Raw genomic sequence first — 22,686 nt, forward strand, 5'->3', positions numbered from 1 at the left:
GCTCATCGCTCCTTGGGGTCCAGGACCCAGCGGTCCAGCGCGTATCGGGTTCGCGGATTCCGGATCAGCAGGACGGCCGCGGCGAGCAGTACCAGGTCACGGGCGATGTCGATCGCGTAACCCCGTTCGGCGCCGGCGCTGAGGGTCCCCCCGCCGCCGAAACAACCGCAGTCGATGGAGAGTCCGCGCGCCCACACCGAGGCGATGGCCGCCACGTAGACGACGAACAGAGCCGCGGCCCCCATGGCTGCCGTCCTCGTGGCGAGCCCGGCCCCCAGCAGCAGCGCGAGAGCCACCTCGACGAACGGAAGCACGCCGCCGACGAGCTGGGCCCAGTCTTCCGGCACGATCCGGTAGAGGGCGGCCACCCGGCCCGCCTCCGCCAGATCCCCCATCTTCACCAGGCCGGCGTAGCCCAGGACCACGGCCAGGAGGAGCCGGGCCACGCTGCCCGGCCATCCGCTCCCCCACCAGCTGGTGCCCGTGCGCACGCTGTCCGTCGCCGCCGCGGCCGTGAGGCCCACGGCCGGCTGCCCGGTCCCGTTCATGACGTACGGGAGAAGCGGTGGGCGGCGAACCCGAGCGCTGCCGCGGTGAGCACGGCCAGCAGCCCCAGTTCCGCGGCGACGGGCGGGTGCCAGTCACCGAGCAGCAACCGGGTCTGCTCGGAGGTGAGCGTGTCGGGGCCGGGCAAGGTCCGGCGGACCGCGTCGACGCCGTATGTCAGAGGGTTGATCTTGACGACGGTGTCCAGCCAGCCCGGCAACCCGTTCGGCGGGAACATCGCGCCGGAGAAGAACATCAGCGGCATCAGGCTCAGGTTCACCACGACCTGGAACGTGTCCACCTGCCGGATGGTGACGGCGGCGAGCAGCCCGAACGAGGTGAACATGAGCGCGATCAGCAGGATTTCCGCCAGGACGACGAGAAGGGCCGGGGTGTACCGGATCCCCGCGATACCGCCCACCGACAGGACCATGAGGCCGTAGACCGCCCCCGTGGTGGCACCGCCAGCGGCGAGACCGAGAACGATCGAGGAGCGGGGGAAGGGTGCCACGAGCATCTGCCGGAGCACCCCGACCCGGCGGTCCCACACCAGTGAGATGCCCACGGCGATCGCCGGGGCCTGCACGGACATCACCAGGACACCGGGGAACAGGTAGGCCCGGTAGTCGTTGAGCTGGGCCTTGCCGAGGCTGGAGGACGCCGCGTCGAGTCCGGTACCGAGGACGACGAGGAAGAGCAGGGGGGTCACCAATCCCATGGCGAGGCGCACGGGGTTGTGCCGCAGCCGGATCATCTCCCGCCGCCACAGCAGCAGCACCGGCCAGGCGGGGTGGCGCGTCCGGCCGGCCGGCACCCTGACGGTGCCCGGCACGGCGAGCGCGGTGTCGGTCCGGTTCATCGCAGTCCCTCCCCGAGGTCTCCGAGTGCGGGCGGACCGGTCTCGCCCTCCCGGATGGCAAGGCCGGTGTGGTGCAGGTAGACGTCGTCGAGCGTCGGCGGGGCCACGTTCACCTCGCGGACGGTCACTCCGAGCCCGGTGCACAGCCGGGGCACGAGAGTGGCGGCGTCCGCGACCCGGATCAGGAGCCCGTCCGGCGAGGGTTCCGCGGCCAGGGAGAACCGTTCGGCGAGGGCGGCCCTGGCACGCGTGTCGTCCTCGGTGCGCAGGGCGACGAGGTCCGCCCCGATGACGGACTTGAGTTCCGCCGGCGTGCCCTCGGTGATCACCTTGCCCCGGTCGGCGATCGCGATCCGGTCGCAGTGCTCGGCCTCCTCCAGCTGGTGGGTGGTGACGAAGACGGTGACGCCCCGTTCCCGCCGCAGCCGTTCCAGGTGGTCCCAGACGGCCGCGCGCGTCTGTGCGTCCAGGCCGGTCGTCGGCTCGTCGAGAAAGAGGATCTGCGGCCCGGCGAGCAAGCCCCGGGCGATCTCGAGCCGCCGGCGCATGCCGGTGGAGAAGTGCCGCACGGGGGTCGCGCCGCGGGCGGACAGGTCCATCAGATCCAGCATCGCGGAGACGGCGCCGCGGGCCGCCTGGCGGGAGAGCCCGCACAGGCCGGCCTGGAAGCGGAGGTTCTCGGCGGCGGTGAGATCCAGGTCGAGTGTCGACTCCTGGAAGACGATGCCGATCCGGCGGCGGACCTCGGCCGCTTGGCCGGCCACGTCGAAACCCGCCACCTCCGCCCGGCCCGCGGTGGGCGGGAGCAGTGTGGTCAGCATCGCGATGGTGGTGGTCTTACCGGCGCCGTTCGGCCCGAGAAACCCGAACACGCTGCCCGTGGGCACCGTCAGGTCGAGGCCGTTCACCGCCGCCGTGGTGCCGTAGTACGCGTAGAGGCCCGCGGCCCGGATCGCCGTCACGGCCGGTTCCGGGGGATTCCGCGCACGGCCAGGACGGTGCGGAACGCGCGGAGTTCGCCGGGTTCGTCCACCGGCCGCCCGTCGGCCTCCACCCAGGCGTGGGCGCCGAAGGGCTCGGTCCGGAATCCGGTGCACCAGTCGGCCCACCGACCGCGTGCCCGCAACAGAAGCACGGTGGCCACGGACCGCTGCAGGCAGCCGAGGCCCGCGCAGCGGGTGCTGACCGACACGACGGCCCGCCGGGCCCGCGCGGCCTCGGCGTACTCCGCGGGCCGGGTTCGGCGGGCGGCCACCCGCAGCACACGGTGGAGCCGGGCCGGGGGCAGCCGCACCAGCAGCCGGGCCACGCCGGCCGCGCACCGGGGAGCGATCTGGCGGCGCCGGGGAAGACGCGGCGCGTGTTCCGCGACGGCGGGGGTGGTCACGAGGCGACCTCCACGAGGTCGGCGGCGCTGAGGGCGTCGATCAGGGCCCGCACGTCCTGCCGGGCCTGGTCATCGCCGACCGGGGCCGTGGCGCACAGACTCGCGGCGGCCGCGTCGGGCTCCTCACCGTCGAGCAGCTTGCGCAGCACACCGGCGCCGGACCGGTTCAGCTGCCAGTAACGGCCCCGGCGTCCGTCGAGCAGCACAGCCCCGGAGTCGACATCGGTGAGGGTGACGTCGCGGGCGAGGGTCAGCTTCATAGGAGTTCTCCCGTGTACGAGGGGTGCGATCGGTGGTGTGTCCGAAGCCAGCTCTCACACGCCACCGTGGTCTCGATCGGCTGCAGGTGATGGGACATCGGCCCGGGATTCAGGACCGCCGCGCGGAACGCCCGGGGGTCGACGAGGCCGAGCGCGGCGAGACGGGAGTCCTCGCAGAGTTCGAGGATCCGGGTCCGGTTCCTGGCCAGCCCCCGGAATGCCTCGGCGCTGAACTCGCCCTTGTCCCGGCGGGCCAGGATCTCCGCGGGTACGGCGCCCCGAACGGCTTCGGCGAGCAGCGGCTTGAAACGTCCCGCGGCAAGGCGCTCGTCGATCCGGGTGGCCAGCGCCGCCTCCACCACACGGTCGTCGAGGAAGGGGGCGTCCCAGGTGACCCCGGTGCCCGCGAGAGCCGTGTTGACCTGGCGGACGGTGGTCCCCTCGAAGACGAGTGAGGCGAGGGCCTGGTGCCTGGCCCGGTCGGCGTCCAGGGGTCCGGGACCGTCGGCGGCGGCGGAGGTGAGCAGTTCACGGACCGCGGCCACGGCGTCAGGCGTGGCCCAGGCCGGCATGCGGGGCGCGAACACCCAGCCGAAGTCAGGTTCGTCGATCGGCGGGGGTGGTTCGCCGATGGCGGCGGCGGCCCCGGCGAGGTTCTGCCGGAACGTCGACCGGTCGAGCAGCGCCCGGACGGTTGTCCGCCAGGGCCAGCGGTTGGCGAGCCGGTAACGGTTGACCAGCCGCAGGCCGCGGACCGGTGTGGCGCGCGCCAGGGACCAGGCGCAGGCCGGCATCCGGCCGAACAGCTCATCACCGCCGAACCCGGTCAGGTGCAGCGCCGCGCCCTCCGCCGCCGCCCGCCCGGCCAGATCCTGGAGGTGGGCGAGGCCCGAGGCCCACGTCGACGGCCCCTCAGGGGCCGCGTTCCTCAGGTCGTCCGTGTAGCCGACATCGAAGAGGTTCTCCCCCCGGTCGGCGGGGAGCAGGTGGTGCCGGGCGGCCGGAAGATGTTCCGCCGCCCTCCGCGCCCAGAAGGTGTCGGCGTTGGCGATGTCGAGCGGCGACACGTGGTACGTGACGAGGTCCGCCCCCGTCGCGCCGGCCAGGAAGCACAGCGAGGTCGAGTCCAGGCCCCCGGAGAGGTCTGCGCTGAGGGTGCGGCGCGGGGTGCTCCGGATGGCGATCGCCTCGTCCAGCGCCGAGCGGACGGCGATCGCGCCCTCCGCGAGGGTGAGGGAGGCTTTCGGCAGCTCCCACCAGTGGTGCTGCCGCGAGCGGCCATCCGCGTCCAGCTCCAGCCAGCAGCCGGTGGTCAGCGCCTCGATGCCCTGGCGAACGGGACGCTGGGCCACGGGCCAGGGCGCTCCGCCGGGCGCCAGCAGACGGGCGGCGAGCACGCTCTCGTCGAGAGCGGCGCCGGTGAGCCGCAGCAGGGGCTCCACCCCGCTTGCGGCGACCGTCACGCCGTCGGCGCGGGCGGTGAAGACCTGTCGTACACCGGTGATCGATCCCTGCACCCGGGTCCGGCCGTCCAGGGATACCGCCATGTGGAGGATGCCCGGAAGGCGGGACGCGATCGCGTCGGCGTCGTGCAGCGAGCGCAGCCGGCCGAGCCGGGCCACCGCTGCGGCCTCGTCGAGCCGGGTGTGCCCCAGCAGTGCCATGCGCCGGGAACCGGCGGTGACGACCGTGACCGCGTCCCCGGGCCAGTCACCGACGATCCAGGGCCGTCCCGACACATGGTCGATGCGGCGCGCCGCCCGCAACCGTCCGGCCACCGCCCCGGCGGCCGGGCTGTCCGGTAGAACCACGAAATCCATGCCGTCTCCCCCCAACGGACGGTGCCGGTGCGCTCGCGCGCACCGGCACCGGATGTGATCACCAGAAGCAGACGACCGCGTAGCCGCAGCCGGCGAAGTCGTTGCAGCTGCCGATGCCGAGGCACTTGGTCAGCTCCTCGAAGTCGCCGACCTCCTGGAGCATGGGGGGCTCGTAGTTCGTGGACATGGGGTGACCTCCCGTTTCGGATCGCCCAGGCCGACCTGCCCGGCCTGTGACCTGAGCGAGACGCTACGGGGGGAGGTGTCCCACCGGCGTGGGGCCGCTGTCCCGCCCCGGTCCTGTCAGTTGTCCCATCGGTGGTGGCGGATCCAGCCCCAGCCGAGGGCCGCGGCGGTCCAGGCGAGCAGCACCGCGAGCCCGAAGCCCGTGTGCGGTGAGCCGACGGTGAGCAGTTCCCGTCCGGCCTGGTCGGGGAAGTACCGCGAGAGTTCCTCGGTCGCCCCGATGAGGGACAGGATGTGTGTCCCCGCGAGCACCATCGGCAGCAGGACGGCCAGCGGAACCACGGCGCTCCGGGCGGCGGCCGCGAGACCGGCCGCGAAGAGACACATCAGGACCAGGTACACCACCGCCCCGGCCAGGGCGCGGGGAACCCCGTCGGCGCCGATCGACGCGCCGTGCGGACCGAGCGCCGCCTGGGTGGCCAGATAGCCGAGGACGACGACGGGCACGGCCGCGGCCACCGCAGCCAGCGCCGCCACGGTCATCTTTGCGGCGTAGAGCCGGCCACGGCGGGGCACGGCGAGCAGCGACAGGCTCATCATGCCCGACGCGTACTCGCTGGTGACAACGAGCACCCCGAAGACGATCAGTGCGAGCTGGCCGTAGAGGACACCGTCCAGGCCGGCCTGGTACGGGGTGAAGTCGGAACGCAGAGCGGGGCTGTCGGAGTCCAGCGCGCCTCGGGCGGACCAGCCTCCGAGTACGGCGATGGCGAGGGAGACCAGGGCGAACAGCAGCAGCGAGAACCGCGTGCCCCGGATGCCGCGCAGCTTGATGATCTCGGCCCGGACGGCCGCCGGCGTCTCAGACATGGGTGTTCCTGCCTCCCGTGCCGGCGGTTCCGCCGCCGCTGCTTCCGCCCCCGCCGGGGCCCTGCCCACGGCCGGCGGCTCCGCCACCGCCACCGTCACCACCGCCGTCGGCGCCGGTGTCCCCCTCACCGATGGCCTGGAGGAAGGTCTCCTCCAAAGAGCCCGTGCGGTTACTCAGTTCCTCCAGCGGGAAACCACCCGCCGCCGCGATCCGGCTGATGTCCCCCGCAGCCAGTCCGGCCACCTCCAGGACCCCGCCGGGAGCGCGGGTCACGGATCCACCGTGGCGTTCCAGTTCGCCGCCGAACCGCGCGGCCCCGGGTTCCGGGGTGCGCACGCGGACGAACGACCGGCCGTGGAGCCGGAGGAACTCCGCCATGCCGGTGTCCGCGAGGAGGCGACCACGGTTGATGACGATCAGATGCCCGGCGACCATGGACATCTCGGCCATGAGATGGCTGGAGATGAGCACGGTGCGGCCCTCGGCCGCCCTGGCCCGCAGCAGATCACGCAGCCAGCGGATGCCCTCCGTGTCCAGGCCGTTGACGGGTTCGTCGAGGACCAGCACGGCCGGGTCGCCCAGCAGGGCGGCAGCCAGACCGAGGCGCTGGCCCATACCGAGGGAGAAGCCGCCGATCCGCCGCCGGGCCGCTGCCGCGAGGCCCACGGTCTCCAGGACCTCGCGGACCCGGCTCCGCCCGATCCCGTTGCTCCGGGCGAGCCAGAGCAGGTGATCGCGCGCGGTGAGGCCGCGGTGCGGGGCCGAGGTCTCCAGCAGGGCTCCGACCTGCCGGAGAGGCCGGGCCAGTTCGCGGTAGGCGCGCCCGCCGATCCGCGCGGTTCCGGTGTCCGGGCGGGTGAGGCCGAGCATCATGCGCATCGTCGTCGACTTCCCGGCACCGTTGGGGCCGAGGAAGCCGGTGACGGTACCGGGCCGCACGGTGAAGGTCAGGCCGTCCACGGCCGTGGCCTGCCCATAGCGTTTGCTCAGGTTCTGGACGTCAATCACGGGACCGAGTCTGGCCGCGGCCGGCGCCGGGCGCATCGGACCGGGGTCTGGACCGGCCGTGCCGCCCCCGCCGGCCGAACCCATACCTGGGTATGAGTACGGTTTCGGACAGACCTCGGAACGGGGGCTCAGCAGGGCAGGGTCGCCCGGACGCGGAAGCCGCCGGAAGCGGGCCCGGCGGTGAGGGTCCCGCCGTGGGCCGCGGCCCGTTCCTCCATCCCGACGAGGCCCATCCCGCCACCGGGCACGGTCGGCCTGCGTCCGTTTCCCGGGCCCTCGTCGGTGACCTCGATCGTCAACGTCCCGCCCCGCGCGGTCACCCGCACCTGGCACCGGGTGGGCGCGGCGTGCTTGGCCACGTTGGTCAGCGCCTCCTGAACGATCCGGAACGCCGCGAGCCCCACCCCGCCGGGCAGCCCGTCCGGGTCATCACAGCGCATATCGACGCGGACCCCCGCCGCCTCGGCCGCCCGGACCAGGAACGGCAGGTCCGCCAAGCCGCGGACCGGCTGGAGGTCCCGCACCCCGTCGTGCTGTTCCCGGCGCAGCACCTTGAGAGTGGCCCGCATGTCGCGGAGCGCCGTCCTGCTGATGTCCTCGATGACGGTCAGCGCCTCGCGCGCCGCCTCGGGCCGGGTGCCGATCACGTGGTTGGCGACCCCTGCCTTGATCGCGATCAGACCCACGCTGTGGGTGACCACGTCGTGGATGTCCCGGGCGATCCTGAGGCGCTCCTCCACCTTGGCCTGCTCGGCCGCCTGTTCGATGGTCCGCCGAAGGCTGTCCCGGCGCTCCCGGACCGCCGAGCCCGCGGCCCAGGTGGCGCCCAGGACCAGCAGCCCGAACAGCAGGTGCACCGCGAACGTCCCGCCCTCGTAGTGCTGCCCGCCCGACAGGGTCAGCAGAGCCGCGCCCACCGCGCTCGCCCCGCCGACCCACACGGCTGAAGGACCCGGCCGCCGCCCCGTGGCCGTCGCGACCGCGAACAGGGAGTAGGCGGCGGCGAGGAAGACGACCGGACCGAATCCGGCGGACAGAGCCGCACCGGAGGCGATGAAGACGACCGCGAAGACCGGGACGGGCCACACCCGCCGGACGGCGAGCGGCAACGCGGTGGCCGTCGGGAGCAGCCAGGACACGAGCCCGTCGGGCGAGCCGCCGGTGTCCGGCCGCAGCACCGATACCTGCGGGAGCAGGGCGAAGCCGAGCGCGGCCGCCGCGTCGAGGAGAATCAGGCGCCGGCGCGAAAGGTCTCCCATGCCGCGAATCTACGCAGGGTGCGACGGGGCGTCCAACACCCCGGCAGGCCCTCGGCCGGAAGACGCCCATGCCGATCGTGCCCTTCTCCCGTGCCGCCGGTGTCTGTGCACAATCCTGCAGACGGGCGAACGCCCGGACGCGTTCCACGGGGGAGGAGCGAAACCATGCACATCAACCTGTTCATCCTCAGCGAGGACCCGGTCGCGCTGGCCGGATTGGTCGCGCTTGTTCAGCAGGACGACAGGATCAACCTCATCGGCACGGCCGTGGACGGCTCGGCCGGCCTGCGATGTCTCGAGGACACCACGGTCCAGCCGGACGTGGTGGTGATAGGCGAACCGCAGTCCGAACGGGCCCTCTGCAGAAACGTCCAGCGGCTGGCCTCCCGGTCCGGCCAGGGGACGGCGGTGGAACCGCGGTTCGTCGTGGTGTCGCAGAGGGACTACGACGACGTGGTCATCCCCGCTCTCCGCCTCGGTGTGAACGGTTACCTCGCGCGGATCGGATCGCCGGACGAGTTGTGGCAGTCCCTGCAGATCGTGGCTCGCGGGGGTGCCGCATTCAGCCCGGCGATCGCGGCCCGCTTCAGCGAGTACTTCTCCTCGGTACGCGGACTTCAGGAGCCGACGGAATTCGGCCGGCTGACGGTCCGGGAAAGGGAGATCCTCGGTCTGCTCGCGGAGGGGGCCAGCAACCGGCAGATCGCCCGGGCGCTCTTCCTCGCCGAGAAGACCGTCCGCAACTACGTCTCGCGCATCTTCACCAAGCTGGAGGTCAGTGACCGGACCGAGGCCCTCCTGCGAGCACGGGACGCGGGCCTCGGTGAACGGCCCACCGCCGCCCCCGCTCCGGAGCCTTCCCGGGGCGGGGTTCGCAGCGGCTGATCATCCGCGCGAGAGCCGCTGCCAGGGCTCGGCCGCCGGCCACCTCCGCCGTCAGGAGCGTCACGCACCGCCCGTGCCGGCGCCCGCCGAACCCGGCCGGGGCCCGGGGCGACCACCGAGGACGAGGCGGTCCTCATGGCAGCGGCTTTCCGGAAATCCCGGCCCCAGCACGCCAGTTCGACATCGGCCTCGGACAGCGGCGCGCCGGACCAGGTGACCGGCGCGGCCCGCGGGCCGTCAGGGCGGAGCGCGGCGCCGAGTACCGCCCCGCCGGTCGTTACGCTGCGGGGCATGACGGCGGCGGAGAAGAGTGATCTGACGGGCCGGGCCCGGCTGCGGGACGCGGCACTGGAGCTGTTCGCCGAGCGGGGGTTCGAGGCGACGTCGACGCGCGCGGTGGCGGCGGCGGCCGGACTCTCGCCGGCCCTGGTGACCCGGCACTTCGGCTCGAAGGACGGGCTGCGCGCCGCCGTCGACGCCCACGTGCTCGACCGGATCGGCCGGGACTTGGCGGCGGCGGACCCGGGTGCCGGGCTGATGGAGTCGCTCGGCGAGGTGTCGGCCCGGCTGTTCGGGGCGGACCCCGTGCTCCGCGGCTACCTGCGGCACGTCCTGCTGGAGGACAGCCCCGCGAGCGCCGACCTGTTCGGACGGCTGCTGGACGGGGCGCGGGCCGAACTCGGGCGGCTCTCCGCGGCGTACGAGGAGCGGGAGGACGGGCCCGGGAACGGGCGCGTCGACGGACGCGGAAACCGGCGCGGGAACCGGCCCGAGGGGGCGAACGGGCGCGCGGACGAAGGCCGGGACGCCCGGGACGGCCGGCAGACCCCGGGCGGGCAGGCCCCGCGAACGGCCGAGGCCGGCGAGGCGCCGGACGGCCCCGCCACGGCCGGGAGTTCCGCCACGGCCGGGAGTTCCGCCACGGCCGGGAGTTCCGCCACGGCCGGGAGTTCCGCCACGGCCGGGCCGCCGGACGACGAATGGGCCCCCTTCCAGATGCTCTGCCTCATCCTCGGGCCGCTGCTGCTGGAGCGGGTGATGCAGCCCCACCTCGACGAACCCATGTTCGCCCCGCGGGTGCTGGCCCGGCGCAGCGCGGCCAACCAGCGCCTGCTGCTCCGGGGGTTCTACGGCTCACCGGAGGGAGAGAACGGGGGCTAGCCCCCGTGCGAGGTGTACACGTGTTGAGCATCCTGAACACATGGACACTCAGCAGCCCGCCACCCCACCGCCCACCACCGCGACCCGCCGCCCGCCGGGCCCACCCGGCCCGCCGGAACCACCCGGGCCGGACCGGCGCTCCCGGCTCGCCTGGCTGGATCATCTGCGGATCGCCCTGACGATCCTGGTCGTCCTCCACCACGCCGCCCAGCCCTACGGCCCCGCCGACTGGTGGTACGTCGAAGGGCAGCCGCGCACCCCGGCGCTGGCCACCCTCTCCGCGGTCGACGGCGCGTTCTTCATGAGCCTGTTCTTCTTCGTCTCCGCCTTCTTCGTGCCCGCCTCCCACCGGCGGCACGGCACCGGCGCCTTCCTGAAGAGCCGTCTGATACGGCTCGGCATCCCCGTCGCCGTCGGCGCGCTGACGATCGTCCCCGGCCTGATGTACGCGTACTACGTCCACTACCGCGGCTACCCGGCCCTCTCCTTCCCGGCCTACTTCACCGACGTGTACCTCGGCCTGGGCGAGAAACCGGCGGGCTGGACGGGACCGTCCTGGCCGGACCTCCAGTTCGGGCACCTGTGGTTCATCCAGAACCTCCTCGCCTACACCGTGCTCTACGTCCTGTGCAGCCGGCTCGGCCGTCTCCTGCGGCGGCGCCCGGGCCGCGCCGCGCGCGTACGCCCCCCGCGCCCGGCTCCGGGGCACCGCGCGCTGCTGGCGCTGACGGCGGCGGTCACGGCCGCCACCTACCTGATCCGGCTGGAGTACCCGCTGGACACCTGGATCCCCGTCCTCGACTTCCTCCAGGTCGAGCCCGCCCGCCTGCCGCAGTACGCGACCTTCTTCACCCTGGGCGTCCTGGCCCACCGGTACGACTGGCCGGACCGGTTCGAGGCGCGGGTCGGGTGGGTCTGGCTGGGCGGGGGCCTGGCCGGAGTCGCGCTGCTGTTCGGGATCGGCGCGGACTCCGCCCTCTTCGGCCCCGGCGGCTCCGGCGGACCGGCCCTGGCCTGGGCGGCGTACGAGAGCGCCCTGTGCGTGGCGCTCTGCGTCGGCCTGCTCACGGCGTTCCGCGAGGCCGGATTCCGCGGCGGCCGGTGGACCCGGGAACTGGCCGCCGACTCCTACGCTGTGTACATCGTGCACGTCCCGCTGGTCGTCGCCGTGCAGTACCACCTCGCCGGCCGGGGTCTCCCCCCGGCCGGCGCCTGGGCCACGGCCGGCGCGCTCGGCCTGGTCTCCGCCTTCCTCCTGGCGGCCGGTCTGCGCCGGCTCCCCGGCTTCCGCCGCGTCCTGTGAGCGCGCGACCGGCCGGTGGAGCCGTCAGCCCACCTGGATGTGCGTGGCGTTCCCGGCGAGCCAGTCGTCGAAGCTCTTGAGCGCCGGGTTGATCTCCCGCAGGCGGTTCAGGTCACGGACCCCCGGCCTCAGCCACGCCCGGCGAGCAGGGCGCGTACGAGCCGTGGCTCCCGCCCCACCGGCACGGCGGGACAGGAGCCACGGCGTGACGCCCCAGGGCAGGCAGCGAGTCAGGCGCCCAACTCACCCCGCCTGAGGGCGGTTATGAACGAGCCCCAGCCGACGGTGGTGAACGGGATCACCGGGCCGTGGGGATTCTTGCTGTCACGCACGGGGACGGTCGCCGCAACGCCGCAGGAAACTTCTACGCAGTCACCTCCGGTGGAGTTGCTGTAGCTGCTCTTGCGCCAGTTCGCGGTGCTCGGGTCGATGGCTCGCACGGCACTTCCTCCAACATGCGCAGGATGAATTTCCGCGACTCGGCCGGGAGCAAGGCTTGGTCGCGCATCGCATCGTACGCACGGAGCAGGTGCTCAACCGCCGCAGCTTCCTCGATGAGTTCACCCCGGTGGGCGGTCTCGACGTAGGCCACCGTCCGCGAATCAGGCAGACGCAGGAACTTGACGGCCGTGCTGTCCAACCCGTGCATCCCCGCCCGGAACGGGAGCACGTGCAGCGTTACGTTCGGGCGCTCGGCGGCATCCATCAGATGCGCGAGCTGGTCTCGCCATGCCTGCTCGTTTCTCAGCGGCGTGCGCAGCACGGCCTCCGAGAGAATGACACGGAAGGGCGACGCCCCAGGCCCCTCCAGGAGTTCCTTGCGACTCATCCGAGCCTCGACCTGCTGGGTCAGTTCGGGCTCCTCCAACCCGCCCGCCGCCAGGACTTCGCGCGCGTACTCAGCGGTCTGGAGCAGCCCCGGCAACACACTCACCGCGAAATGCCACAAGCTCACCGCGTGCGCCTCCAGCGCCATGTAGCGCCGGTAGCGCTCGCGGAACTGCGTGTGGTCCTCGGCGGCCAGCTCCCACATGGCGAGCAGCAACCCGGGCGTCCCGTAGTGGTGTTCCAGCGCCTGGACGACCTCCGGGCTGCCCAGCGTCTCGCCCTTCTCCATCTTCCCGAAGAGGGAGTGGTCCCAGCCGAGCCGTTCTCCGAGCTGCCGCAGGGTGTCCCCCTTGCGGGCCCGCAACTGCCGTAATTCCTCCGCGAAGCGCTGACGCGGCTCCCGGCTCCGGCTCGTGACGAGTCGTCGCTGCGGCAAGGTGACTCCCCTCCGGCGCCCCCGGACCGCGCCGTCACCGACCGCTCCGGAGGCCCCACATACCCGTTCTCCCACCGGCACACGAACCCGGTCCGCACGCACTCGGCCGCGCCGGGCGCGGTCCGCGTGGCACCTGTGGAGCGTGTTCCGCGGGGCGCCGAATCACGCCGCGTACGCGGCACGCCCCGGCACACCCCGGCGGCATTCTCGTAATGCCTCGACTACACAACGTAACCCAGCCGAGGTGAGCGCGGCGGCCGAACTCCGGATCTCGCATCCCGGCCGCGCCTCGGCTCCCCACCCCAACTCCACGCGAAGGACCTCCCGATGCCGAACCAGACCCCGAACCCGCACCCCGGCTCCGTCTCCGCGGCCGAGCCGGAGCCCCTCCCCGGCGAGGGCCCCGGCCTCGCGCCTGCGTCCGAACCGGAGCCTGCACCGGGCGGCGGCTCCGGGCACTGCTCGGGCGCCGCCCTCGGCAACGGAACCGCCCCCGCCCTGGAACCCGCCCGTACGCGGGGCCTCCCCCACCCGGCCGGCCCCCGCTTCCTCGCGCCCAAGCTCCGGGAGGCCCTGGCCGCCCGCGACGCCCTCGCCGCCGCCCTGACGAGCGCCGGCATCCAGCTCCCCGCCATGGACATCCGCACCCCCTGGGGCGACGCCCTCCCCGACGATGCCCCGGACCAGCCCCGCACGGAAGAAGCGGACACCCCGGCTCCCCGGGCGCCCGGGGAGACCGAAGGGCCCGGCACGAGCGGCACGGCCACGACGACCGTGCCGGCCACCAGGACCGGCACGCCGGGCACGGCCCCGGGGACCGGGATGAACGAGACGGCCACCCCGGACGGCGCGGCCCACCGCACCCCGGACAGCGCCCGCTACGCCCTCGTCCACCTCGGCGTCTGCTCGGCCCCCGTCGCCCAGGAACTGGCGGCCGTCATCGCCCGCGGCGCGATCCGATGACGGAGCCGCGCCGCGCGGTGCCCGCGCACGCGCCCACCGCGAGCCCCGCCGAACCGCCGCCGCACCCCACACCGCCCGGCGGCCACCCGGCCGATCCCCCACCTGAAACGCCACCGGGCCCCACCCCACCCACACCCGATCCGGCCCTTCCCCCGCACCCCACTCCCCCGGCCTCCGCCTCGCCGCCGCCCACTCCCCCACCCGGCACGGCCGTCCGCGACACCGTCCGCGCCCGCGTCGGGATCGTCACCGGCCACGAGGGCCCCTACCTCCGGCTGCGTCCCCTCTCCGGCGGCCGGGAGTGGGCGGCGGACCCGGCGGACGTCCACCCCCTCGACGCGTCCGAACTCCTCAGCGCCCAGGTGGCCGAGGCAAACACCCGCACCCGCCGCGCCCTCCGCGAACGCCGGCTGCCATGACCGGCACCGGGAGACTCCACCCACCGCTGACGCGGCCGGCTTCCCGCATCAACTGCCGGCCACCATCACGGAGAACGGCCCGCCCCTAATCCGGTAAGGACTCCCACCACAATCCCCAGAGCGATCGCGATCACCCACACCACGACCAGAACGCTCCTGGTCGAGATCGCTGCCATACCCCCACAAAAACGAAATAGCCGACCCTGCATGGGAAACCACCTACTGTCAGAACTTCGGCGCGCGCCCGGCCCTCGGGACGCCAAGCCCTCTACTTCCCCCTCGGACACGGTCGATGAGATACAAGCGCCGACCATCGCGCCAGCGGTCAGAGAGCGTCTCCAACCGGAGACGAAGGGTCGGTCGGCAGCGATGCGGTCGATCCTGGTTCAGGCCGTCCTCACCCTGCATCTGACCTGGTCGAACTGAGGCTGGAAACAGGTCCGAGTCACCATTCGAAAGGAGCGGCCCGCCGCTACACGGCGGGCCGCGGTCTCACCTGGCCTCAACTTTTCATGAATGCGCCGGTCTACGCGTCCTGAAAATAGATTCAGCGACGACTTCGAATCTTGTGGATGACCAGAACGATCAGAGGTCCGGTAATGAATCCGACACCAACGCCTATCAGTAGGCTATCACGAACACTCACCGCTACATCTTCCGTGTGGGCGAGAAGTTTCTTCCAAACTGCAAACAAAATGTTGTCAGGACTGTTGGCGCCCATTCCTTCCCGCGAACCTCACGCTCCATCCGTCAGCGCTGGCTGGCCAACTGCACAACCCCCACAACAATGAGAAAGCCCAAAATGAAGAACGCGGTTCCGGCGATCCGAAATATCCAGACGTGCACCTTCGACGCCTTCGCAGAGCGGTTCTCCCCGTAAAGGAACTTAGAGCCCGAAGCATTCATCTTCTGCAAAGGTTCCGCGAGAAACGCGAGAATCGGGCCCATCATCAGCATGCCCCAGCCAATAAATACGTCCATAACCTTCCCGATAGCGCCACAAATTCGGTCACCTTGACTTTCCTTCTTCCATACGCCGCCTGTAGGTACGCCAGATCCTGTAGCAGATGAACACCAGTATTGAAACCCAGGCGACGAAGAAGACCACCAGTACAAGGGGTGAGAATTCCCCACTTCTCATGGACCGTCCCCTCACAAAAGCCGAGGCCGTGCGGTCACTCACGCCCCCAGTAAGATGTCCCACAAATGCACGTGCGTCCCATCCGAGCAACCCGGTGCGGCAACCAATTCGGCCGCCGCGAAGCGCCCTTCGCGCGAACCATCTCTTCAGAAAGGCAATTCTCATCGCTCAGCGGGCGTAAGGCGGGAGTCACCCTTACCCTTCCATCCAGTGCCGTAACTGCTGAGCGCCGGTCGGCAGGTATCGTCACACACAGGAGGCAGCCGTGCCCCTTGTCCGGAGGTTACGGGTAAACAAGAATCGATCAAGAATAGCTGTTCATTCGAGCACTCCCACAGCATAAAGAATTCCACCAATCGCGATCATGCCACCGGCCAGCCTGAAAATCGTCCGGTTATAAGTGTCGAACGCCTTACCGGTCTTACTGCTGTTCGCACGCTTAGTGAATTGCGGCCCCACAAAGAAGAAGAATAGCCCGAACAATGACATGAAAATCCCAATAACGATGTGCATAAAATGCTCCCGAAGTTCGAATTGATTGACCGAAGATCGAACGGGCGATCAATCAGCCCGACCTTCGGCCAGTTCACCGTTATTTCCGCCGATCCCTCCGAAGGAGGTAGACAATGACCGCCCCAAAAAGGACGACCATCCCCATCGCCAAAAACGGGCTCCACGAGGGCCCTTGCGGCTTGGCAAGGTACCCGAATGTAACCAGTTGGGTGGTTGACAACATGGATATTTCCCTTCTCTCGCCAGCTTCTCAAATTCACCTCGTCAAATATCATGGAAACTGCCCACTCTCACCGACACTGCGCAAGGCAACATACAGAATGATCACGAGCTCAGCGAGGAGGACCGCCATCACGAGCCATTCGTAGCCTCTGGATACGAATCCTCGGAGCAACGCCGGCGCGCGATGATCGCGAATGCCCCGCTACACCTTGAGGAGTGGGACCATGAGGGACTCAGAAATCCAATTCCCTGACCAATCGTCTCACCTCGGGGATCCGCGTTTTCTGGGTAAGCAGAACCTTCTCTTCCCTCCCCTCCCGATAATCTCGGATTCTCAACCGCCCCCCGGAGAAGGAAGCCTCGCAGTGTTCCCGTGGAATCGACCACGCCACGCGATTCGGCCTGCTGCTGAATCGGCCATACGCAAAGCCAACGACCCGACGGTCGGTCAACGCTACAACAGCTCCTTTCAGGAGCGCCTCGTAAGGGAGACGCCCCACAGGAAGTCGAACCGGGAAGGAAAGCATCAGGTCCTCACCTTCTGCTAAATACTGCTCAATTCTTCTGGTGCTCCACAGCATATGTCGCCCCTTTACCTCCACCGTCACACGGACGCCACCCATGGATCCGTAAGGCATTCCCCTTGCACATGAATCCATACACGACCAGAACGGCTCCGAGAGCCTGGCCGATTTTCACAAATCCCTTGCCGCCAGACGAAAGTCGCACCGCCGCGACGGAAGACCCTCAATGCTAAAGGATCTGCTCACGTCTGAGGACGCGCTGAACCTCACTCAAAAGAAGCGGCCCGCCGCTACGCGGCGGGCCGCAGCCTCACCTAGCCCCTAATATCCGGCCGCCCACCAGCCACATAATCACGGCTATAGCAACAATGGTGAGGCCTGCCGTAATCAATACGTTCGCTACAGGGAAATCCCCCACAGCTGCCACGGCCAGAGCTCCAGCAAAGAGAATCACGAGGAGAGCAACGGCGGCGCCTTTTCCCTTCTTCTCACTCAAAAGCCTCCTGACATTTTCCGATCGCTGCACCAGCGGCGGTAGGGCATTCCTCCGGCGGCGGAGATAGGGGCCGCGCACCCGACGAGGGCAGTGCACGCTGGAGCGGTCGAGACGGTAGTGCTAGCACCAGCTACTCCAGCGAGAGCGGCTCCCGTTCTCTCCAGGAACGCCCCCAGCTTGTGAACTGCCGGTGGGCCACCCGAATGTTCAGCTCAAGAGCGCTGCACCTTCCATACTCCCTCCGTCAGATTCTGTCGATGAGGAACAGGACCACACCGACGACTGCGATGTCTACGCCGCTCCAGAAAATTCCGAGATATCTCGTACCGCCCCCTCCCAGAGCCCTGACGGATTTTCCTCCGATGTGCAATGAAATTTCTTCAACGTCAGATTACAGAAATGCACGAATCTGCATATTCTGGGAAGAAATTCAGCGACGACTTCGAATTCTATGCACGACCAGGACGGTCAGAGGTCCGACAACAGCTCCGATGATGACGCCTACGACTGCGAAATTCAGAACGCTCACCGATACACCTTCACCTTTCCCATCGGCCTACTTAAGCGTCTGACTCAAGGCGGAGGATACGGCTCCACCGACCAACCCGCTGTACCCTCCGACAATTGCCCCCATAGCACACCCACCCAATACCCCCACCGTGGTTCCCGCTGGACCAGCCGCAGTACCGACCAGTCCAGCTGTGATCGCTCCACCGACACAGCCAGTGACCGCACCAGTTGTTCCCGCTATCCCCGCTTCGATAGCGAGATCGGAGAAACTGAACAGCCCGGTGGGGTCGATGCGGTTGACCGGGTCGCCTTCCGCGTAGAGGTAGGGGTTCACCTCCTGGCCGGACGGGTCGGGCTGGGTGAAGCGGCCGATGTTCGGGTCGTAGTAGCGGGCCGCGAAGTGGTACAGGCCCGTGGGGTCCTGGTAGCCGCCGGCGAACCGGTAGGGCTGCGGGACCTTCTCCGTGGTGGTGGCCCGGCCGACGCCACGGGGGCTGTAGTCGTAGGTGTTCACCTTCGCGCCGGTCTCGTCGGCGAGCGCCACGACGGAACCGATCGCGTCGGTGAGGTAGTAGTACGACTTACCCCCGGTCGTCATGGAATTCAGCGTGCCCCCGGGCTCCCGGTTGAATCCCCGGTCCACACCCGCCGATGTCGTGGCGGACAGGCCGAGCGGACCGTTGTGGAAGAAGGTGTCACCGAGCCTGATCCGCTCGCTCTGGTCCGTGGATCCGTACTGCCCCGCGTAGGTCGTGCCCTCGACGGTGATCGAGGTGAGCTGGCTGAAGTCGGACCAGGTCTCGCCGGTGCGGGTGGATTCCGGGGTGGAGGCGCCGGCGGTTTCGTTGCCCGCCTTGTCGTAGGACCAGTTGGCGCTGGAACCGTTCTTCGCGGTGATCTGCTGGGCGTCGTTGACGGTGTAGGTGGTGCCGCGGGGGCAGCCGGGGGTGATGCCCTGCGAGGTGAGGTTGCCGGCCTGGTCGTAGCAGTACTGCCAGGCAGAGTTGAGCGTGCTGCCCTTCTCCTCTTTGGCGTAGGAGAAGCGGCCCGCGCTGTCGTAGGAGTACGTGGTCTTCATGCCGGTGACGGCGTCGGTGCGGGTGCGGATCTTGGCGCCGTCCTTGCCCGCGGCGGCGTAGGAGTAGGTGAGGTCGACCAGGGTGCCCTGGGAGGAGGTGGCCTTGATCTTCCCCGGGCGGCTGGACTTGTCGGGGGTGACCGTCCGGACGGTGCCGCCGGGGTAAGTCGTGCTGGTCCGGACGTCGTTGGCGTTGTACGTGTACGTGGTCGTCCTGCCGGTGGGGTCCTTCAGCTCGGTGAGCTTGTTGACCTTGTTCCAGGTGTAGTCGGTGACGCCGGCCGGGTCCTCGTAGATGTCGATGTTGCCGGCGGGGGTGTAGGTGAGTCTGGTCTGTGACCCGTTCTGCAGGGTCCGGACGGTCTCGCGGGACAGCGGGTCGAAGGCGTACCGGATGACGCCGGTGCCGTCGTCGCGCCGGCGGAGGTTGCCGTCGCCGTCGTAGTGGTAGGTGACGGTGGCGTAGCCGGAGGTGTCGACCTTGGTGACGCGGTCGCGTTCGTCGTACTCGTAGGTGGGTCTTGACGCCTCGCCCGTCGGTCACGGTGCGGGGGCGGCCCAGGTCGTCGTAGGTGTAAGCGGTAGCGCCCAGCGGGGCGGGCGGGGTGGCCCTGGAGAGGTTGCCCTTGCCGTCGTAGCCGAAGGTGGTCGAGACCGACTTGGTGGCCGACAGGGCCGTGGTCACCTTGCAGAGCTGGCCCTGGAAGCCACCGCAGGTGGGGGTGGCCGGGTTGCGGTCGAAGCTCTGCTTGCCGCCGCCGGTGCCGGTGACCGCGACCGACGCGGTGTTGCCCGCGCTGTCGTAGGTGTAGTCGGTCTTCTCGCCGTCGGCGCTGGTGTAGGACTTCGGCAGGTCCGCGCCCGCGATGGTCTGGTACCCGGTCAGAGCCGCGGTCGCGCCTGTCGGCAGCGTGGCGGAGGTGGGGTTGTTGCGGGAGTCCCAGCCGTAGGCGGTGACGTTCCCGGCGCCGCCACCCACGCCCATCGCGTCCTCGGCGCTGTCGATGTTGTGATTGGCGTCGAAGGTCCGCTTCCTGGAGTGGCCGAGCGCGTCGGTGACCTTGGTGACGCCACCGTCGGCGTTGTGCTCGTGCCGGGTGGCGAGCCCCTCGGGGTCGGTGACCGTGGTCGTCCCGGCGTCGGACGGGTCGGAGTTGGAGTACGCGTAGGTGTACGTCGGCCCGGTGTGCCCGGCGGTGGCGTCGAACTCGGTCGCCCGGAGCATGGAGCGGACGCGGTTGCGGTCGTCGTAGGTGAAGACCGTGACCCTGCCCTCGGGTGTGGTGATCTTCGTCAGGCGCCCCCGGTCTCGGCCCTGGCCGCGATTCTCACCCCCTGCCCAGCCCTCAGGACGTGAGCCGCGCGCACACCTCGGTCGTCAGCCGGTCGGCGGCGTCGAGCACGGTGGCGAGTGCCGCCGGGTCCGTACCCGTCGCGGTGAACAGCGCGTGTGCCCGCGTGGCGAAGTCCGGCGGAGCGGCCGGGAGTTCTCCCGCGGCGTGGACGGCGCCTTTCTCGTTCAGCACCCAGCGCCGGGCGTGCGCGTGCAGCCCGTGCACGAGGAGCCCGACCGCGCGGAAGAGGCAGCCGGAGACGTAGAAGACGTCACCGCGCGCCACCCCCTTGCGGGCGCAGCCCAGGATGAACGGGGCCTCCCACAGCGCGTTCGCGATCAGCGCCTCCCGCAGCGGTTCCGGATACCGGCGGGTCTCCCGCCGCAGGGCCCGCAGTTCGCCGCGAGGGTCGGTGAGGACGCGCCCGGCGGCCAGTTCGCCGGCGTAGGCGTGGGAGTACACCCCCAGGGGGTGACCGGCCTGCACGCCCACCTCGAACCGCCCGGCGCGGCAGTCCTCCCAGATCCGCTGGACGCGGTCGAGGTCGCGGTAGATCCAGTCGACCGGCTGGCCGTCGACGGTCAGCCACGCCCCGCCGTCCACCCAGGGCCCCCACCCGCCGGGCTCCGTCACCTCGACCGGCCCGCCGGTCAGTTCCGACGCGAGGCGGCGCAGGGCGCGGGTGTCCAGCGGCGGCCGGTAGTACAGGCCGAGGTCCACGTCGGAGTCGGGACGGTGAGTCCCGGTGGCGCGGCTTCCGCCCAGGCACACCCCGGCCACTCCGCCGACCGCCGTCAGCCGCTCCGCGATCTCCGCCAGGCGTTCCACACCGGGCAGTGTGCCGGACCGGCCAACGCGTTCACCACCACTCTCCTGCGCCACCGCGCTCCGGGACCCGGGCCTTCCCCGATCTGGTCCGCCCGGGTGGACGAGATCCGGTCCCGGCCGGCTTCCGGCCGACCCCCGCCTGGCCCCCGAGCCGGCGTGCATGCTGGTCCGGCACACCGGCCCGGCGCACGGGCCGGTGACCACGGCTGGGGAGGTTCGTCTTGCTCGTCTGGGTGAACGGCGCGTTCGGCAGCGGGAAGACCACGCTGGTGGACGAGTTGCACGGACGATGGCGCGGAACGCTGGTCTTCGACCCGGAGATGGTCGGCTTCGTACTGCGGAAGATCGTGGAGGTGCCCACGGGCGACTTCCAGGATCTGCGGCTGTGGCGGCGCCAAGTGGCCGGCTTGGCGGCGGGCCTGGTCGAGGAGTACCGGCGGCCCGTCCTGGTCCCGATGACGCTGGTCGACCCGGGATACGTGGAGGAGATCTTCGGCGCGCTGAAGGACGGGGGCGTCACCGTTCACCACTTCTTCCTCAAGGTCCCCCGGGAAATCCTGGAACAGCGGATCGACGGGCGCAGCTTCACGCCGGACGATCCCGCGCGGGACGCGGAGGTCCGGCGCTGGGCCAAGGGGCAGATCGACCGGTGCGTGAAAGCCGCCGACGCGGCCGGCGTGCTGCCCGGCGACACGGTGTTCCTGGACGGCCGGCTGTCCCCGCAGGAACTGGCTGACCAGGTGCTGGCCCGGATCGCGGCACCGGGCACGTAGCACGTGCGGCGCACCGTCACGGCGGTGTGGTAGCCCGTCACGGCGGTGCCGACCTCGAGAACCCCGTATGCGTCCAGGGCCCACACCCGGGTAGTTCGGCGTGCGGGCCGGTGGCCGCGGCTCCGGACGATGGTCTTGCTCGTCCGGGTGAAGGCGCGTTCGGCAGCGGGAAGACCACGGTGGTGGGCGTGCTGGGGACGGTGATGCGAAGCGCGGTGTTCGACCGGGAGGTGGCCGGTTTCGTGCCGCGCCGTTCCGTCAGCCGCGTAGTGGCGGGGGACGGTCGGGGAGGAAACCCGTATGAGCGATGACGAGGAAACCAACGCGCCGGCCTCACCGGGCACCGGTCCGGCGGGTGATGACGGCGGCAGCGGCATCGGCCCGTTGAGCAGGAGGATCATCGGCTGGTGCACGCTGGTGACGGTCGTGATCGGGGCGTTGACCGCGATTCTGGGGTTCGGGGAGGACGTCCGCGCGTTCTTACCTTTCGGAAAGAGCGACGCCGGCCCGCCCGCCGCCACCGGTACCCCTTCGCCCTCGGCGGGCGTCTCCGGCACGTCGGGGTCCGCGCCCCGCTGCGGCAGGTCGGAGGGGCACGACGTGCTGGTCGGCCTGGAGGGGAAGCCGACCCGGAGCGGGGCGCGCGTGGTGGCCACGGTGACCTGCGTGGTGCGCGCCGGGGACCACTTGTCGTGGGTGGTGCGCAAGGAGACAGGAGACCCGGACCGGCCCCTTCGCTACACCCTCAGATACGACCTGGGAGAGAAGGGCCCCGGAAAGTACGTCTACGACGCGGAACTCGGCCCGACCGAACCCGGCTCCGAGCGGAGCTTGTTCGTCGTGCTGCTGGACGAAGCCGCCTACCGCGAGGTGAAGCGGACCACGGACTCCGAGAACTACGTGCGACTGCCCTCCCCCGTGCCCGCGGTGTCCAACTCCGTGCTGGTCACCACGCCGGAGGATTGAGGGGGAGGCGTCCGGCGGTCCGGGCGGCCTCGTCCACGTCGTCGCTTTCCGGGCCCGGGAGCCGTTGCGGCGAAGGAGAAGGGCGGGCCGGTCCACTCCCCTGCCGTCGC

Annotated in this window: 23 protein-coding genes and 1 pseudogene; 7 read left to right on the forward strand and 17 right to left on the reverse strand. The window is 70.5% G+C overall.

The window, feature by feature from the left end:
- Window positions 1-2 precede the first annotated feature (2 nt).
- The 10 genes from HCK00_RS12050 to HCK00_RS12095 all read right to left on the reverse strand — a co-directional run bounded on the left by HCK00_RS12050 (window position 3) and on the right by HCK00_RS12095 (window position 8,196).
- Entirely contained in the window at window positions 3-548 is a 546-nt protein-coding gene (locus HCK00_RS12050; RefSeq protein ID WP_168101835.1) for a MauE/DoxX family redox-associated membrane protein, read from the reverse strand.
- Window positions 545-1,405, reverse strand: coding sequence for an ABC transporter permease (locus HCK00_RS12055; RefSeq protein ID WP_168101836.1), 861 nt, complete (start codon window positions 1,403-1,405; stop codon window positions 545-547). The genes HCK00_RS12050 and HCK00_RS12055 overlap by 4 nt, the downstream gene beginning before the upstream one ends.
- The gene (locus HCK00_RS12060; protein ID WP_168101837.1) at window positions 1,402-2,367 is read right to left on the reverse strand and encodes an ATP-binding cassette domain-containing protein; all 966 of its coding nucleotides are present in this window, start codon (window positions 2,365-2,367) and stop codon (window positions 1,402-1,404) included. The genes HCK00_RS12055 and HCK00_RS12060 overlap by 4 nt, the downstream gene beginning before the upstream one ends.
- Window positions 2,364-2,792, reverse strand: coding sequence for a lasso peptide biosynthesis B2 protein (locus HCK00_RS12065; RefSeq protein WP_168101838.1), 429 nt, complete (start codon window positions 2,790-2,792; stop codon window positions 2,364-2,366). Before HCK00_RS12065 ends, HCK00_RS12060 begins: the two co-directional genes overlap by 4 nt.
- A complete protein-coding gene (locus HCK00_RS12070; RefSeq protein ID WP_168101839.1) occupies window positions 2,789-3,052 on the reverse strand; it encodes a lasso peptide biosynthesis PqqD family chaperone in 264 nt (87 codons plus the stop codon). Before HCK00_RS12070 ends, HCK00_RS12065 begins: the two co-directional genes overlap by 4 nt.
- On the reverse strand, window positions 3,049-4,872 hold the full coding sequence (locus HCK00_RS12075; RefSeq protein WP_168101840.1) for a lasso peptide isopeptide bond-forming cyclase: 1,824 nt from the start codon (window positions 4,870-4,872) through the stop codon (window positions 3,049-3,051). Before HCK00_RS12075 ends, HCK00_RS12070 begins: the two co-directional genes overlap by 4 nt.
- 58 nt (window positions 4,873-4,930) lie before the next feature.
- Window positions 4,931-5,059: an aborycin family tricyclic lasso peptide gene (locus tag HCK00_RS12080; protein WP_168101841.1), complete on the reverse strand. Its 129-nt coding sequence runs from the start codon at window positions 5,057-5,059 to the stop codon at window positions 4,931-4,933.
- Window positions 5,060-5,175: 116 nt separating this feature from the next.
- Window positions 5,176-5,928, reverse strand: coding sequence for an ABC transporter permease (locus HCK00_RS12085; protein WP_168101842.1), 753 nt, complete (start codon window positions 5,926-5,928; stop codon window positions 5,176-5,178).
- The gene (locus HCK00_RS12090) at window positions 5,921-6,937 is read right to left on the reverse strand and encodes an ABC transporter ATP-binding protein (protein WP_168101843.1); all 1,017 of its coding nucleotides are present in this window, start codon (window positions 6,935-6,937) and stop codon (window positions 5,921-5,923) included. The genes HCK00_RS12085 and HCK00_RS12090 overlap by 8 nt, the downstream gene beginning before the upstream one ends.
- A gap of 128 nt (window positions 6,938-7,065) precedes the next feature.
- Window positions 7,066-8,196 (reverse strand): sensor histidine kinase, encoded by a 1,131-nt coding sequence (locus tag HCK00_RS12095; protein WP_240965482.1) that lies wholly within the window; start codon window positions 8,194-8,196, stop codon window positions 7,066-7,068.
- Between the two features lie 165 nt (window positions 8,197-8,361).
- Between HCK00_RS12095 and HCK00_RS12100 the strand changes: the two genes are divergently transcribed.
- From HCK00_RS12100 to HCK00_RS12120, 3 genes are all read left to right on the forward strand, one after another.
- Window positions 8,362-9,081, forward strand: coding sequence for a LuxR C-terminal-related transcriptional regulator (locus HCK00_RS12100; protein WP_168101844.1), 720 nt, complete (start codon window positions 8,362-8,364; stop codon window positions 9,079-9,081).
- Between the two features lie 291 nt (window positions 9,082-9,372).
- On the forward strand, window positions 9,373-10,242 hold the full coding sequence (locus HCK00_RS28180) for a TetR/AcrR family transcriptional regulator (RefSeq protein WP_277348221.1): 870 nt from the start codon (window positions 9,373-9,375) through the stop codon (window positions 10,240-10,242).
- 40 nt (window positions 10,243-10,282) lie between these two features.
- Window positions 10,283-11,545 carry an acyltransferase family protein gene (locus HCK00_RS12120; protein WP_168101845.1) on the forward strand — a complete coding sequence of 421 codons (1,263 nt, stop codon included), beginning with the start codon at window positions 10,283-10,285 and terminating at the stop codon, window positions 11,543-11,545.
- Between the two features lie 230 nt (window positions 11,546-11,775).
- Here the strand turns inward: HCK00_RS12120 and HCK00_RS12130 are convergent, their stop codons facing one another.
- Both HCK00_RS12130 and HCK00_RS12135 read right to left on the reverse strand, forming a co-directional pair.
- A complete protein-coding gene (locus tag HCK00_RS12130) occupies window positions 11,776-11,985 on the reverse strand; it encodes a DUF397 domain-containing protein (RefSeq protein WP_168101846.1) in 210 nt (69 codons plus the stop codon).
- A complete protein-coding gene (locus HCK00_RS12135; protein WP_168101847.1) occupies window positions 11,910-12,809 on the reverse strand; it encodes a helix-turn-helix domain-containing protein in 900 nt (299 codons plus the stop codon). The genes HCK00_RS12130 and HCK00_RS12135 overlap by 76 nt, the downstream gene beginning before the upstream one ends.
- Before the next feature lie 327 nt (window positions 12,810-13,136).
- Here HCK00_RS12135 and HCK00_RS12140 point away from each other — a divergent pair, with 327 nt between their 5' ends.
- On the forward strand, window positions 13,137-13,772 hold the full coding sequence (locus HCK00_RS12140) for a hypothetical protein (RefSeq protein ID WP_168101648.1): 636 nt from the start codon (window positions 13,137-13,139) through the stop codon (window positions 13,770-13,772).
- The gene (locus tag HCK00_RS28465; RefSeq protein WP_168101848.1) at window positions 13,769-14,191 is read left to right on the forward strand and encodes a hypothetical protein; all 423 of its coding nucleotides are present in this window, start codon (window positions 13,769-13,771) and stop codon (window positions 14,189-14,191) included. The genes HCK00_RS12140 and HCK00_RS28465 overlap by 4 nt, the downstream gene beginning before the upstream one ends.
- Before the next feature lie 750 nt (window positions 14,192-14,941).
- Here HCK00_RS28465 and HCK00_RS12150 read toward each other — a convergent pair.
- The 5 genes and pseudogenes from HCK00_RS12150 to HCK00_RS12170 form a co-directional block, all read right to left on the reverse strand.
- Entirely contained in the window at window positions 14,942-15,172 is a 231-nt protein-coding gene (locus HCK00_RS12150) for a hypothetical protein (RefSeq protein WP_168101849.1), read from the reverse strand.
- Between the two features lie 478 nt (window positions 15,173-15,650).
- Window positions 15,651-15,845 (reverse strand): hypothetical protein, encoded by a 195-nt coding sequence (locus HCK00_RS12155; protein ID WP_168101850.1) that lies wholly within the window; start codon window positions 15,843-15,845, stop codon window positions 15,651-15,653.
- Between the two features lie 1,056 nt (window positions 15,846-16,901).
- Window positions 16,902-17,087: a hypothetical protein gene (locus tag HCK00_RS12160; protein WP_168101851.1), complete on the reverse strand. Its 186-nt coding sequence runs from the start codon at window positions 17,085-17,087 to the stop codon at window positions 16,902-16,904.
- 556 nt (window positions 17,088-17,643) lie between these two features.
- A pseudogene (locus HCK00_RS12165) lies at window positions 17,644-19,975 on the reverse strand (RHS repeat-associated core domain-containing protein); the annotation flags it as partial.
- A gap of 46 nt (window positions 19,976-20,021) precedes the next feature.
- A complete protein-coding gene (locus HCK00_RS12170) occupies window positions 20,022-20,837 on the reverse strand; it encodes a nucleotidyltransferase domain-containing protein (protein WP_311765279.1) in 816 nt (271 codons plus the stop codon).
- 221 nt (window positions 20,838-21,058) lie between these two features.
- Here HCK00_RS12170 and HCK00_RS12175 point away from each other — a divergent pair, with 221 nt between their 5' ends.
- Together HCK00_RS12175 and HCK00_RS12180 are read left to right on the forward strand one after the other, a co-directional pair.
- Window positions 21,059-21,610: an AAA family ATPase gene (locus tag HCK00_RS12175; protein ID WP_168101853.1), complete on the forward strand. Its 552-nt coding sequence runs from the start codon at window positions 21,059-21,061 to the stop codon at window positions 21,608-21,610.
- A gap of 300 nt (window positions 21,611-21,910) precedes the next feature.
- Entirely contained in the window at window positions 21,911-22,576 is a 666-nt protein-coding gene (locus HCK00_RS12180; protein WP_168101854.1) for a hypothetical protein, read from the forward strand.
- Window positions 22,577-22,686: the final 110 nt, after the last annotated feature.

The organism is Streptomyces zingiberis, from assembly GCF_012034935.1.
GTDB lineage: Bacteria > Actinomycetota > Actinomycetes > Streptomycetales > Streptomycetaceae > Streptomyces > Streptomyces zingiberis.

Bases quoted from the DNA above. Each gene is read 5' to 3' on its own strand.
- HCK00_RS12050 (WP_168101835.1), bottom strand. From the start codon at position 548: ATGAACGGGACCGGGCAGCCGGCCGTGGGCCTCACGGCCGCGGCGGCG.
- HCK00_RS12055 (WP_168101836.1), bottom strand. From the start codon at position 1,405: ATGAACCGGACCGACACCGCGCTCGCCGTGCCGGGCACCGTCAGGGTG.
- HCK00_RS12070 (WP_168101839.1), bottom strand. From the start codon at position 3,052: ATGAAGCTGACCCTCGCCCGCGACGTCACCCTCACCGATGTCGACTCC.
- HCK00_RS12075 (WP_168101840.1), bottom strand. From the start codon at position 4,872: ATGGATTTCGTGGTTCTACCGGACAGCCCGGCCGCCGGGGCGGTGGCC.
- HCK00_RS12080 (WP_168101841.1), bottom strand. From the start codon at position 5,059: ATGTCCACGAACTACGAGCCCCCCATGCTCCAGGAGGTCGGCGACTTC.
- HCK00_RS12085 (WP_168101842.1), bottom strand. From the start codon at position 5,928: ATGTCTGAGACGCCGGCGGCCGTCCGGGCCGAGATCATCAAGCTGCGC.
- HCK00_RS12095 (WP_240965482.1), bottom strand. From the start codon at position 8,196: ATGGGAGACCTTTCGCGCCGGCGCCTGATTCTCCTCGACGCGGCGGCC.
- HCK00_RS12100 (WP_168101844.1), top strand. From the start codon at position 8,362: ATGCACATCAACCTGTTCATCCTCAGCGAGGACCCGGTCGCGCTGGCC.
- HCK00_RS28180 (WP_277348221.1), top strand. From the start codon at position 9,373: ATGACGGCGGCGGAGAAGAGTGATCTGACGGGCCGGGCCCGGCTGCGG.
- HCK00_RS12120 (WP_168101845.1), top strand. From the start codon at position 10,283: ATGGACACTCAGCAGCCCGCCACCCCACCGCCCACCACCGCGACCCGC.
- HCK00_RS12140 (WP_168101648.1), top strand. From the start codon at position 13,137: ATGCCGAACCAGACCCCGAACCCGCACCCCGGCTCCGTCTCCGCGGCC.
- HCK00_RS28465 (WP_168101848.1), top strand. From the start codon at position 13,769: ATGACGGAGCCGCGCCGCGCGGTGCCCGCGCACGCGCCCACCGCGAGC.
- HCK00_RS12150 (WP_168101849.1), bottom strand. From the start codon at position 15,172: ATGGACGTATTTATTGGCTGGGGCATGCTGATGATGGGCCCGATTCTC.
- HCK00_RS12155 (WP_168101850.1), bottom strand. From the start codon at position 15,845: ATGCACATCGTTATTGGGATTTTCATGTCATTGTTCGGGCTATTCTTC.
- HCK00_RS12180 (WP_168101854.1), top strand. From the start codon at position 21,911: ATGAGCGATGACGAGGAAACCAACGCGCCGGCCTCACCGGGCACCGGT.